Source organism: Micromonospora sp. LOL_014 (assembly GCF_048060245.1).
In the GTDB taxonomy this organism is placed as follows: domain Bacteria; phylum Actinomycetota; class Actinomycetes; order Mycobacteriales; family Micromonosporaceae; genus Micromonospora_E.
This window is the reverse complement of sequence record NZ_JBHMIP010000038.1, coordinates 40,719-52,367: the sequence shown is the minus strand read 5'-3', so window position 1 is coordinate 52,367 and position 11,649 is coordinate 40,719. Positions and strand designations below refer to the sequence as shown.

Annotated in this window: 10 protein-coding genes; 5 read left to right on the top strand and 5 right to left on the bottom strand. The window is 69.6% G+C overall.

Annotated features, from left to right (window positions below):
• The 3 genes from ACFHW1_RS25900 to ACFHW1_RS25890 all read left to right on the top strand — a co-directional run.
• On the top strand, window positions 1–237 hold a 237-nt coding region (locus ACFHW1_RS25900), incomplete at its 5' end, for a hypothetical protein (protein ID WP_416616317.1).
• A 409-nt stretch (window positions 238–646) separates the two neighbouring features.
• Entirely contained in the window at window positions 647–1,927 is a 1,281-nt protein-coding gene (ltrA, locus tag ACFHW1_RS25895) for a group II intron reverse transcriptase/maturase (protein WP_416616315.1), read from the top strand.
• Between the two features lie 93 nt (window positions 1,928–2,020).
• Window positions 2,021–2,281 carry a helix-turn-helix domain-containing protein gene (locus ACFHW1_RS25890; RefSeq protein WP_416616321.1) on the top strand — a complete coding sequence of 87 codons (261 nt, stop codon included), beginning with the start codon at window positions 2,021–2,023 and terminating at the stop codon, window positions 2,279–2,281.
• 968 nt (window positions 2,282–3,249) lie between these two features.
• Here ACFHW1_RS25890 and ACFHW1_RS25885 read toward each other — a convergent pair.
• The 5 genes from ACFHW1_RS25885 to ACFHW1_RS25865 form a co-directional block, all read right to left on the bottom strand.
• Window positions 3,250–4,176, bottom strand: coding sequence for a septum formation family protein (locus tag ACFHW1_RS25885; RefSeq protein ID WP_416567743.1), 927 nt, complete (start codon window positions 4,174–4,176; stop codon window positions 3,250–3,252).
• 121 nt (window positions 4,177–4,297) lie between these two features.
• Entirely contained in the window at window positions 4,298–5,320 is a 1,023-nt protein-coding gene (locus ACFHW1_RS25880) for a polyprenyl synthetase family protein (RefSeq protein WP_416557079.1), read from the bottom strand.
• Window positions 5,317–6,375 carry a terpene synthase family protein gene (locus ACFHW1_RS25875; protein ID WP_416567744.1) on the bottom strand — a complete coding sequence of 353 codons (1,059 nt, stop codon included), beginning with the start codon at window positions 6,373–6,375 and terminating at the stop codon, window positions 5,317–5,319. The genes ACFHW1_RS25880 and ACFHW1_RS25875 overlap by 4 nt, the downstream gene beginning before the upstream one ends.
• Window positions 6,372–7,781, bottom strand: a complete 1,410-nt coding sequence (locus ACFHW1_RS25870) for a cytochrome P450 (protein ID WP_416557077.1) — start codon at window positions 7,779–7,781, stop codon at window positions 6,372–6,374. Before ACFHW1_RS25870 ends, ACFHW1_RS25875 begins: the two co-directional genes overlap by 4 nt.
• Window positions 7,782–7,837: 56 nt before the next feature.
• Window positions 7,838–9,133 (bottom strand): cytochrome P450, encoded by a 1,296-nt coding sequence (locus ACFHW1_RS25865; protein ID WP_416616319.1) that lies wholly within the window; start codon window positions 9,131–9,133, stop codon window positions 7,838–7,840.
• A 427-nt stretch (window positions 9,134–9,560) separates the two neighbouring features.
• Between ACFHW1_RS25865 and rpe the strand changes: the two genes are divergently transcribed.
• Both rpe and ACFHW1_RS25855 read left to right on the top strand, forming a co-directional pair.
• Window positions 9,561–10,241 carry a ribulose-phosphate 3-epimerase gene (gene rpe / locus ACFHW1_RS25860; protein ID WP_416616313.1) on the top strand — a complete coding sequence of 227 codons (681 nt, stop codon included), beginning with the start codon at window positions 9,561–9,563 and terminating at the stop codon, window positions 10,239–10,241.
• On the top strand, window positions 10,238–11,200 hold the full coding sequence (locus ACFHW1_RS25855) for a response regulator (protein WP_416557075.1): 963 nt from the start codon (window positions 10,238–10,240) through the stop codon (window positions 11,198–11,200). Before rpe ends, ACFHW1_RS25855 begins: the two co-directional genes overlap by 4 nt.
• The last annotated feature ends 449 nt before the right edge of the window (window positions 11,201–11,649 follow it).

Below are 11,649 nucleotides of genomic sequence, written 5' to 3'. Positions count from 1 at the left end.
AACTCGCCGAATCCCATCGAAAACCCCAGCTCAAGAGCCCCTCAACCGACTACGCAACAGCGTGTGCCACGAACGAGGAATGGTGATCGCAATGTAGGAGCGATTTCAGGAATCGATGCTGTGCAGAAGATGAAGGTTTGGCCCTTCGGAGTCGCCTTTCGGGAGGTGGCTTCAAACCACCACATGCTGCGTTGGCTGAAGACCGTCGTGGTGAGCGATGTGGAAAAGGCGCCGTGAGAGGTGTCAGGTGGGGACCGGGAAGATGAGTGAACCCGAACCGCTGTTGACGTGTCGTTACGTTTGAAGTGGCATCAGAACCGTGGTCCTGGTTGTTGGCTGCGGGATGAGTCTGGCGGGTGCCCGATGACTGGCCAGGCGGTGCTCGGCATGGAGGCGGCATGAGCCTGGTCTGCGGCTTCTGCTTGGAACGTGGGAAGGCGTGTCTCGATACCGCCCCGGGTAGCCTGGCGAGAGGGAGTAGCCGAGCGGGATGTGCCCGCGAGGTGCGAGTACCGATGCGAGACGCGCTGGCGGACCGGCCCGTAGTAGTGACGAAGCCCCGGTAATCGGGGTGGAGCGAAGGGGCCGGGCCATCCGCAGTTGGTTCGTCTGGTCAACCAGAACGCAAAACGATCTGGGAGGAACTATGGGGAGCGAGCTGACATTGTCAGAGAAACCGTTCGAGATTTCGAAGTGGGAAGTTTGGGAAGCGTACGAAAGAGTCAAGGTGAACAACGGAGCACCCGGAGTCGACGACGTGAGCCTGGAGGAGTTCGAGAAAGATCTGAAAGGCAATCTGTACAAGATCTGGAATCGGATGTCCTCGGGCAGCTACTTCCCGCCTCCGGTGAAAGCGGTGCGGATACCGAAATCGCATGGTGGGGTCAGGACACTCGGTGTGCCCACTGTGGGTGACCGGGTGGCGCAGACCGTGGTGGCCCGCAGGATCGAGGAGAAGGTCGAACCGATTTTCCACCCCGACTCCTACGGCTACCGGCCGCGACGGTCGGCGCTGGACGCGGTAGCGGCATGCCGGCAACGGTGCTGGCGCTACGACTGGGTCGTCGATCTGGACGTCCAGGCGTTCTTCGACAGCGTCGACCACGACCTCATGATCAAAGCGGTGGAGGCGAACACCGACCTGCCCTGGGTCCTGCTGTACGTCAAACGGTGGCTCACCGCCCCGATGCAGCAGCCCGACGGCAGCCTGCAACCCCGAGACCGGGGAACCCCGCAAGGGTCCGCGGTCTCACCCGTGCTGGCGAACCTGTTCCTGCACTACGCGTTCGACACCTGGATGGCCCGGACATTTCCGTCCGTGCCGTTCGAACGCTACGCCGACGACGCCGTGGTGCACTGCGCCAGCGAACGCCAGGCGCACCTGGTGCGCCAGGCGATCGAGGACAGGACGATCGAGGTCGGGCTGCGCCTGCACCCGGACAAAACCAGGATCGTGTACTGCAAGGACACCAACCGGCGAGGCGCCCGTCCGGACACCTCGTTCACGTTCCTCGGGTACACGTTCCGTCCTCGCGGGGCCAAGGACCGTCGAGGGGACGTGTTCACCGCGTTCCTCCCGGCGATCAGCAAGGACGCTCTCAAACGACTCAGCCGTACCGTCCGGCGATGGCAGATCCACCGCCGGCTGGACCTCAGCCGGGCCGAACTCGCCGAGATGATCAACCCCGTCGTACGCGGGTGGATGAGCTACTACGGGCGGTTCTACCGCTCCGCGCTCAACCCCCTCCTGGCGCGTATCAACTCCTACCTGGTGCGCTGGATCCGCAAGAAGTACCGGCGGCTACGACCCCGACGCAAGGCGCGAGTCGTGTGGGAACGCATCATCGCGCAACACCCGCGCTACTTCGCGCACTGGGCCTGGGTCCGTAACCCTCTGATGATGGCCAGGGTGGTACGAGCGGAGTGACGGGAGACTGTCACGCTCCGTTCCGTGGGAGCCCGGAGGTGAGATCCCTCCGGGCGACCCGACCCTGGTCTCCGCTGGGCCAACCGGCGTCGGATCGACTTCACTCACTACCCGCTACGGGTTCGCCTCGCCCGGGTTCTGTGGGAGATCGCCGCTGCCTACGGACGGCGGAGCCCACAGGGCATGGTCGTCGACATCCGGTTGACCCAGGACGAGATGGCCACCCTCTGCGGCGCCGCCCAGGTCAGCCTGCAGAAAGCACTCAGTGAACTTCGGTCGGAGGGCATCGTCTCGACCCGGGGGATCGTCGTACGAGACAGCGAAGCACTACGCTCGGTAGCAGACCTCGCCTGAACCGTCCGCGGCTGGTCCGCCGCCCGCAGCCGCTGCGCCAGCTCGGCCGGCCCCGTCAGCACCCGGTCCGCCCCGGCTGGTTGTCCGTCGTCCGGGGCGACGCGTTCTCGGCCAGTTCGGCCGCCAGGACGGCGCGCAGGTCGTCGTCGTCCAGGCCGGCGGCGCGGGCGGTGGCGACCCAGGCCGCCAGCTGGGTGCGGATCGCCGGGCCCCGGGCCGCGCGGCGCGCCGACAGCGACGCCAGTACGAAGGTGCCGACGCCGGGCCGGGATGCACCACACCGTCGTGTTCCAGTTCGCGGTACGCCTTGTGCACTGTGTTCTGGTTGATGCCGAGTGCGGCGACGACCTCCCGGGCGGTCGGCACTATGCCTGGTCGGGGTCGGGTCAGCTGGAGGGCCAGGGATCGTGAGCGGCTACCAGACCGGGAACAGGTCGGGACCGCCGCCCTCGGCGGAGCGGAGCAGCGGGGTGGTGAAGTCCGGCACGTACAGGAAGCAGCGGACTCGCAGGTCGCCTTCCCACACCGAAGGGTTCCCGTCCGGAACCAGAACGTGGCCACCCGGTAGGGCAGGTCCTCGTCGACTGGCTCCAGCGCTTCGAGGTGGTCGTCACCCCACCGCACGTCGTGGCAGCCCAGCCGAAGCGCGCCCGTCGGCCAGCGTGCCGCGCAGGCTTCCGGTCCGGGGCAGCACCTTGCCCCGGAACACACTGCTGATCTCGGTCAGGTCGCAGCGGAACCAGCCGGTAGTACCTGCCGCTGCCCGAGGCAGCCTCGTCGCGGTGGCAGGTGCCGGCCTGCGGGACGAAGGTGGTCGGCTCGTCGAACCCGGCCCAACCGTCGGTGAGGGTGCCGTCGGTCCCCCGGCGGCGGTGCCGCACAGCCGGCCGGCACGGCCAGCGACGCGGCGGCCAGTAGCGCGACCATCCCGGTCCGTAGCGGCTGCAAGATCATGAGAACCTGCCGCTTCACTGGTACTGGATGGGCAGGGCGCTGGTGCCGCCGTCGCGTACCGAACCGGTCAACAGCGGGTCGGCCCGCCAGGCGAAGCAGCGGATCGTCCTGTCGCCCTCCGCCCAGTCAAGGACGTCGGAGAAGGTGTAGATGGTGCCCACCCGGTACTGCAGGTCGCCGTTGTTCGGCACCTTCGCGTAGTCGGCCACCACCTTGCGGCACTGGGTGTGGACCCGCTCGTCGTTCAGCTCCACCTCGTCGTACCCCAGTTTGTCCTCCACGTACGTGCCGGCGAACTCGGCCTGGTGTGGAGTGTCGCAGTCCAGCGGCTCGGTCAGCGGCTCGTCGTCGACACCGACCGCCGCCGAGTCATAGCACGTCAGTAGCAGCGGATGGCCGGGAGCCTGCAGCGCACCCTCGACGGTTCCGTACCAGTCGACCAGTGGGCCGCCAGGACTGTCCACGACACCGACGTCGCACCCGAACCAGCGGGCCCCGCCGGTCCAGGCGGCGTCGGACGGCGTCACGACCGTCATCCGTAGCCGGGCGGTCTGCCAGGGACCGCCGAGGAACTCGTTCACCCGTCGGTCACACTCGGGCCGGGCGGCCCGTCGGGCCGCGATCAGGCCGTCCGCCGCGCCGTCCTCGTCGAACGGCACCGCCGGGTCGTCGCCGAGCGTTCCGACGTGCACGGTCTCCACCAGGTGGTACCGGACGCAGCCGACCGGGCGGTAGCTCTCCCAGGCGATAAAGCGCCGACTATCGTTGTGGCAGCTGCCGGCCTCGGGGGTGAGGTGGACGGGTTCGTCGAACGCGGCCCAGTTGTCGACCAGATCCCCGTCCACGCCCGGAGACGGCGGCACACAGCCGGCCGTCGTGGTCAGCGACGCGGCGGTCAGCAGCGCCACCAGCCTCGCCCGGGCATCCCACCGTCGCGCCATGATCCTGCCGCCTCCCCGTTGTCCACTCAAGCCGACGAGGGTACGACACCGGGCCGGCTACGGACCGGCCGGGCCCGTGCGTCAGCCGTCCATCAAGGTCTGGAACGACGGCGGGTGCCGTTCAGCGGTCCCGGTGGGCGGCCAGGTCGGCGAACTGGGTGAGCGCTGTACCCGCGTCGGCTGCGGGCCGGGCCGTCGCCAGCCGGTCGAGCGCCGCCGCCCGGTGCCGGTCTGCCTCCCGCCTCGCCCAGTCCCGGCCGCCGGCCTGCTCGACGAGCAGCGCGGCCCGGGCCACCTGCCCGTCGGCGAACGCACCCGGTATCGCGTACAGCGAGGCCAGCTCGGCGCCGGCCGGTGTGCCGCTGCCCATCGCGAACACCACCGGCAGCGACTTCTTGCGCTGCCGCAGGTCGGCGCCGACCGGTTTGCGGGTCACCGCCGGGTCGCCCCAGATGCCGAGCAGATCGTCGACCAGCTGGAACGCCATCCCCAGGTGGTGGCCGTACCCTTTCAGTCCGTCGACCCGGTCCGGGTCGGCGCCGCCGCTGATCGCGCCGACCGCGCAGGCGGCGCCGATCAGCGACGCCGTCTTGCCGGCAGCCATCGCCAGGCAGGCATCCAACCCCACGGCGGTACGCGACTCGAACGCCACGTCGGCGCTCTGCCCGGCCACCAGCTCCAGCAGCACCTGGCACAGCTCGGCGGCGGCCGGGGCGGCCTGCCCGCGTACCGTGTCGAAGGCCAGCGCGAGCAGCGCGTCACCGGCCAGGATGGCCTGCGCGTCGCCGAACGCGGCCCCGGCGGTGGGCCGGCCCCGCCGGGTCCGGTCGCCGTCCATCACGTCGTCATGCAGCAGGGTGAAGTTGTGCACCAGCTCCACCGCGACCGCCGCCGGCACCGCCCGGGCCGCCGGGGCGCCGACCGCCTCGGCGCCGGCCAATGCCAGGCCGCCGCGCAGCCCCTTGCCCCAGCCGGCGTCGGCCGGGCTGCCGTCGGCGGTGTACCAGCCGAAGTGGTAGCCGGCGACGGTGTGGATCGGCTCGGCGAGCCGGTCGACGGCGCGGCGCAGCTGCGGCCCGATCAACGTCCGCGCCGCCGCCAGCCGCGCCCAGGCGTCGCGTTGTGCGGTGGTCGCGGCGGTCAACCCTGGCTCCCGAGCAACGTGGCCTCCAGATACTCCTGTGGTGCCGGTTCAGTGGTCGTCTGCGTCGGCTGGTAGCGCTTTGTCCGGCTGGACCATTCGACGTTGCCGCGCATCCAGCTGCGCATCCCGGCCAGGTACGGCTCCAGCACCGCCGCCCGTCCGGGGAAGGTTCGCCGTAGCTGCGCCTGCGCCGTCAGGTACAGGTCGGTCTCGGCGCCGATTGCCCGGGTCACCCGGTCCATGGCGGCGTCGCGGTCCAGCCCGTGGTGGTAGCCGACGATGTACGCCAGGTTGTGCACCTCGCCGAGGGCGCGTTCCTTGTCCAGTGAGTAGATGTCGTTGGTCCAGCAGACCACGTTGCAGGCGGCGTCGAGGGCGGTACGGAACGGCGCGCTGTCGTACACCTCGTCGGGCATGTCGATCCGTTCGATGACGTCGATGAAGTCCATGCAGACGTAGATCGCCCCGGTGTGCCGGCGTTTCTCGATGTAGGTGGCCTCGTCCGGCACGGTGCCGGACAGCCGGTTGCCGGCTTCCCAGGTGGCGGCGGTGGTCAGGCACTGCTCCAGGTGCCGGACGAACAGTCGCCGCCAGCGCGCGGTGGCGTCCGGCGCGGTACGCCACCACAGGTCGGCCAGCGACGACACCGCCCGGGGCAGGTCCCGGCGCCGCGCGTCGGCGGCGCCGAAGTCGTCGGCGGACAGTACCTGCCGCATCGCGGCCATCACCTCGGCGAGGTGCTGCGGGCTGCGTCCGTCGGCGCCGTCGTCCAGCTGGTCGTCGACCAGGAACAGCCAGGCGAACCAGTCGGCCATCAGCTCGGCGTGCGCCGCGTCGGCGGTCGGGTAGACCATCGACGCGAACCAGCCGAAGTCGGCGTGGTCGAATCGGGCGCGGGCCTGCTCACGCAGCACCAGTCCGGTATCGCGTACCCAACTGGTCAGGTGCGCGCGGGCCTGTTCGACGTGCGGGTTGAGCTGGTAGGGGAAGCAGTCGAGGGCCTGCTGGACCGGGTCGTGGGTCAGGTGGCTGGCCGTGTCGTCCGTGAAGGTCACCGGTACTCCAGGTTGAGGTGGACCCCGCCCTTGGGGTGCAGGGTGATCAGCGCCTCCGGTCGCACCTCGGGCGCGCCCGGTGGCAGTACGAGCCGGTGCCGGCGGGCCACCGTGGCCAGCACCAGGACCAGCTCGGACAGCGCGAAGTGTTTGCCGATGCAGACCCGGTGGCCGCTGCCGAACGGCACGTAGACGTGCTTCGGGCGCCGGGCCACCTGCTCCGGGGTGAACCGCTGCGGGTAGAAGCGTTCCGGGTCGTCCCAGAAGTCGGGGTGCCGGTGCAGCAGGTAGCTGTTGATCAGCATGTTGGTGCCGGCCGGCACCCGGTAGCCGTCGATCACGTCGGCCGAGCTGGCCCGGCGCATGAACTGGTACGCCGGCGAGTAGATGCGTAGCGTCTCGTCGGCGACCATCCGGGTGTACGGCAGCCGGGGCAGGTCCTCGAAGGTCGGCGTCCGCCCGGCGAGCACCGAGTCGACCTCGGCGTGCAGCTTCGCCTCCACCTCCGGGTGCCGGGCGAGCAGGTAGAACGCCCAGGACAGGGTGTTGGTGGTGGTCTCGTAGGCGCCGATGCAGATGTTGAGCACCTCGTGGTGCAGCTGCTCCAGGTCCATCCGCTGGCCGTCGGCCTCGTCAACGGTGTGCAGCAGCAGGGTGAGCAGATCGGTCTCCTCGCCGGTGGGCACCTCCTCGTGCAGCCGGCGGTTGATGAAGGTCGACACGAAGGTATCCATGTCGGCGATCGCGGCCCGCAGCCGGCGGTGCCGGGGGGTCGGCACGCTCAACGGCGGGAACGGGAACCGGAAGAACGCGCCGAGGATCGCGTTGGCCTCGCCGAATGCCCGTTCGAAGGCCTGCGCGATGTCGCCGACCTGTGCGCTGAACAGCGACCGGTTGACGATTCGCAGGGCGAGTTGGCCGATCTCGTCGGTGACGTCCAGGGTGCCGCCCCGGCCGTAATTCCGCTCCCACCGGACGAGCATTTGTTCGGCCTCGTCGGTCATGTTCCGGGTGAAAGAGCTCACCGTACGGGGGGTGAAGTGCGGCGCCATCATCCGCCGTTGCCGTCGCCACAGATCCATGTCCGGGTTGGCGATGAGCCCTTTCCGCAGCACCGGCCGGACGACCTTGAACAGTACGGCGTTCTTGTCGTACTTCTCGCCCTCGTCGACCAGCACGTGACGGATGTAGTCGGGATGGTTGACCAGCACCATTGGGATGCCCAGCGGCCGGAACCGGAAAATGTCGCCGTAGCGGTCGACACCCCGGCCGAGAAAGGCGAGCTGGTCGCGTTTGAAGGCCAGGGTGCCGCCGACGCCGCTGCCTGGCGTGACGGTGGGAATCTCCCGGGTGCCGCCCGGGGCGCGGCTGCGTACCTGCGGGGACATGCTCTTCTCACTTTCCACGGGTCGACGCGACGGACAGGCCAGCGGCGGTGCCGTACGAGGGCGGCGGGGGCAGGTCAGCGGCGGTGCAGTCGGAGCCGCATGCCGCCCGCCGGGTGCAGCGTGACCAGCGGTGCGAAGCCGACCGGCGGCGCGCCCTCGGGCAGGCTGACCGCGAATGTCTGGGCGAGCATCACGGTGATCAGATGCAGTTCGGTACGGGCGAAGTGCTTGCCGATGCAGTGCCGTGGGCCGCTGCCGAACGGCTGGTAGGCGTGCCGGGGCCGGGCGGCGACCGCCGCCGGGGTGAACCGGTCGGGGTCGAAGCGGTCCGGGTCGGGCCAGAAGTCCGGGTGCCGGTGCAGCAGGAACAGGTTCATCAGCACCTCGGTGCCCTGCGGGATGCGGTAGCCGCCGACCACGTCGTCGGTCACCGCCCTCCGCATCGTCTGCCAGGCGGGGGTGAACAGCCGCAGCGTCTCGTCGATGACCATCCGGGTGTACGGCAGCCGGGTCAGGTCGTCGAAGGTCGGCACCCGCCCGTCGAGGGCGGTGTCGACCTCGTCGTGCACCCGTTGCTGCACCTGCGGGTGGCGGGCCAACTGGTAGTACACCCAGGAGATCGAGTTGCTGGTGGTCTCGTACCCGGCAATGATCATCGCCAGGATCTCGGTGGAGAGCTGGTCCGGGGTGAGCCCGGTGCCGGTGACCGGGTCCACCGCGTGCCGTAGCAGGCTGAACAGGTCCCGGTGGTCGCTGTCGCGCTCGTGCTGGCGGGTTTCGATCAGGTAGCGGACGAAGCCGTCCAGCTTCCGGGTCAGCGCCCGGATCCGGTTGCGGGACGGGGTGCGCCAGCTCAGCGGCGGGAAGGGGAACCGGAGGAAGTCGCCGAGCCGGCGGTTGACCTCCAGGAAGTCGCGTTCGAACTGGTGGCTGCGCTCGTCGGGCTCGACGCCGAACAGCGACCGCAGGACGATCTTCAGCGCCAGGTCGGTGAGCGGTCCGACGACGTCGACCGGCGCACCGGAGGCGGCCTCCGGCACCCATCGGCGGATCATGTCCGCGGTCAGGCCGGTCATGTTCGGGGCGAAGCGGGCCACGCTGGCGTGGTTGAACGTCGGCTGCATCAGCCGGCGGTTGCGTTGCCAGGTCTCGTCGCCCCGGTTGCCGATCAGTCCTTCCCGGAGGATCGCCCGGACCGTACGCCAGAGGAAGCTTTCCTTGTCGTAGTTGGCGTGTTTGTCGACCAGGACATGGTGGATGTGCTCCGGGTTGGTGAGTACTACCATCGGCATACCACCGAGACGTATCCTGAAGATGTCGCCGTGGTTACGGACCGCCTCCTGAAGAAAAGCAAGCTGGTCCCGGCGCATAGCCTGCATCCCGACGAGGTTTTCCCGGATGCTGAGCCGTGGAACTGGCCTCGCTCTGCTGCGGGCAGCCGGATCTGCGCCGACGCGACGCTGGTCGGTCATGGCGGTCACCTTACCGAAGGTGCTGGCGCAGCTACAATCAGAAATCCTGCATTGCCGCTGGTGGATCTTGGAGCTATTCGAGCCACTACCGGCCCCGTCGCGTGATGTCGGCAAAAGGCAGTCAATAACGCATTCGCGCGGATTGTTGGGTCGGCGTACCCGCCTGCGACGCCTGGTCGCAGGCCCGGCGCCGACCGCCCCGGCTACTGCCCGGTCGGCCGTCCATCGGCGGGTCCGCCGGCGGATCCGGCCGGCGGATCACCCGTCGGGCGGGCGATCGTCGTGGCGGGTGTGGAACGCTTGCTCACGTTCGTAGACTGGCGCGGTGACCGCACCAGCGCCGCTCATCGCGCCCAGCATCCTGGCCGCCGACTTCTCCCGTCTGGCCGACGAGGCCCGCGCGGTCGAGGGGGCGGCGGACTGGCTGCACGTCGACGTGATGGACAACCACTTCGTGTCGAACCTGACCATCGGGTTGCCGGTGGTGCAGAGTCTGCTGCCGGCCACCTCGCTGCCGTTCGACGTGCACCTGATGATCACCGACCCGCGCCGCTGGGCACCGGGCTACGCCGACGCCGGCGCGTACAACGTCACCTTCCACGCCGAGGCGTGCGACGACCCGGTGGCGCTGGCCAAGGAGCTGCGGTCGGCCGGGGCCAAGGCCGGCCTGGCGGTCGACCGGGACACCCCGGTGGAGGACTACCTGGAGCTGCTACCCAGCTTCGACACCCTGCTGGTCATGACGATCAAGGCGGGGTTCGGCGGCCAGCGGTTCATCCCCGAGATGCTGGAGAAGGTCCGCGCCGCCCGCCGGCACGCCGCCAGCGGCCATCTTGAGCTGCGGATCGAGGTCGACGGCGGGATCGCCGCGGACACCATCGAGCAGGCCGCTGCGGCCGGCGCGGACGCGTTCGTCGCCGGCACCGCCGTGTACGGTGCCGAGGACCCCGCCGAGGCGGTCCGCAGACTGCGGCAGATCGCCGAGCGGACCGCGCCACGGTGGTGAGCCCGGAAGGGGCCGAGTCCCGGCCGGACCTGATCCTGGTCGCCGACGACGACGTCGACATCGCCCGGTTCGTCGAGGTCAACCTGCGGTTGCACGGCTTCGACGTGATGCTCGCCCATGATGGTCAGGAGGCTCTGGAGATCATCGAACGGCACCGCCCGGACCTGGCCGTGGTCGACCTGATGATGCCCCGCATCGGCGGGCTGGACCTGACCCGGCGGCTGCGGGCCGACCCGATGACCGCGGCGCTGCCGATCATCATGCTGACCGCCAAGGGGATGACCGTCGACAAGGTCGTCGGGCTGACCGCCGGCGCCGACGACTACCTGGTCAAGCCGTTCGACACCTCGGAGCTGATCGCCCGGGTCAGCTCCACTCTGCGGCGCAACCGCGAGTACCGCGAGGTGTCCCCGCTGACCGGGCTGCCCGGCAACACCCGGGTCAGCCGGGAGATCACCGACCGGGTCCGCAGCGGTGCCGACTACGCCGTCGGCTACGTCGACATCGACCGGTTCAAGAGCGTCAACGATGTGTACGGCTTCGCCCGTGGCGACGAGTTCATCTCTGCGCTGGCCCGCTGCATGCACCGGGCGGTGGTGTCGATCGGGTTGCCGCCGGCGTTCCTCGGCCACATCGGCGGCGACGACTTCGTGGTGGTCTGCGCGCCCGAACAGGTGCGGCCGATCATCGAGCAGGCGATCCTCGACTTCGAGAAGGCCGCCGACGAGCTGTACGACCCGTCCGACGCCCGGCGCGGCTACGTGGAGGTCAAGGACCGGCGCGGCAACCTGCAGAAGGCGGCCCTGGTCACTCTCTCGGTCGGGGTGGCGGTGTCGGCGGGCAGCCGCCGGTTCAGCGACCCCCGCGAGATCATCACGGTGGCCAACGAGATGAAGTCGGTCGCCAAGAGCCAACCGGGCTCGTACATCGCGGTCGACCGCCGGCTGTCCACCAACTGACCTGCGCGAACGAACCGACGATAGACAACTGTCGGGTATCCGACAGTTGCGAGGTCGGTCGCGTCCCTGGCGATGATCCCGGTGTCCCGTGTAACACTCGGAGAAGCACCCACCACGCGCTGGCGGGACTCGGTGAAATTCCGAACCGGCGGTGATCCACGGCGCAAGCCGTGGCCAGCCCGCGACCCGGTCGTCGTCGCAGACGACGCCCGGTGGATCCGGTGAGACTCCGGAGCCGACGGTTGGGTCAGACCGTGCCAACCCGGCACGGACCGGCCCAGACAGTCCGGATGGGAGACAGCGCGCGGAACGGACGCTCTGGTGTGGCGTGCCCCGACCGGCACCGCCGTACCCGTGCAGCGCCCCGGGGCCGGTCCGTCGTGGCCGCGCGCCGAGGCGTTCCGCCGCCGCCACGCTGTCGCCGGCCACCCCCACCGGGCCCGGCACCT

Excerpts from the sequence above, each read along its gene's own strand:
- ltrA (WP_416616315.1), top strand. The coding sequence starts at position 647 with ATGGGGAGCGAGCTGACATTGTCAGAGAAACCGTTCGAGATTTCGAAG.
- ACFHW1_RS25885 (WP_416567743.1), bottom strand. The coding sequence starts at position 4,176 with ATGGCGCGACGGTGGGATGCCCGGGCGAGGCTGGTGGCGCTGCTGACC.
- ACFHW1_RS25865 (WP_416616319.1), bottom strand. The coding sequence starts at position 9,133 with ATGCGCCGGGACCAGCTTGCTTTTCTTCAGGAGGCGGTCCGTAACCAC.